1 protein-coding gene is annotated in these 489 nt (G+C 41.5%); it reads right to left on the bottom strand.

The window, feature by feature from the left end:
• On the bottom strand, positions 1-469 hold a 469-nt coding region (locus CIK90_RS11915), incomplete at its 3' end, for a transposase (protein WP_305775595.1).
• Positions 470-489 lie beyond the last annotated feature (20 nt).

Below are 489 nucleotides of genomic sequence, written 5' to 3'. Positions count from 1 at the left end.
GCTTAAAGCCATGGCACCAACCCATTGTTCCTTTTCCGTCAGTGGCAATTCCCTTGAATACCTTATTGGCATATCTCCTGAGATTATGGCATACGGGTATGATCGTGGAATCAACGAATGTTATGCCAGTACATCTTCCGAAAGCCCCCAGATTAAGGAAGAACATGAGCTGGAAGAACACGCGGCTTTCCAACTCCACAAAGCGGTTGTACGACACAGCTTTCGGAAAATAAGACTTCATCGTACCCTTAATAAAGAACAGGTAGTAGTGCTTGAAATTGCGGAATGTACCGAAATGGAAATACAACAGAATCGTCATGATTTCACTGTCGGACAACGATGCTGCACGCCGTCTACGCTTCACTCCGCTATTGTCTTCCAGCAAATTTCCTGCATTTTCTGCATCAAAATGTTTGCAAAACTCGTCTATAATACAAAATAATTCTGTAACTTTGCAATCGGTAGTCATATTAAATATTTTTGTAACTA

The sequence above is a fragment of the Prevotella sp. P5-126 genome (assembly GCF_002251185.1).
GTDB lineage: Bacteria > Bacteroidota > Bacteroidia > Bacteroidales > Bacteroidaceae > Prevotella.
This window is presented reverse-complemented; position numbering and strand designations above follow the sequence as displayed.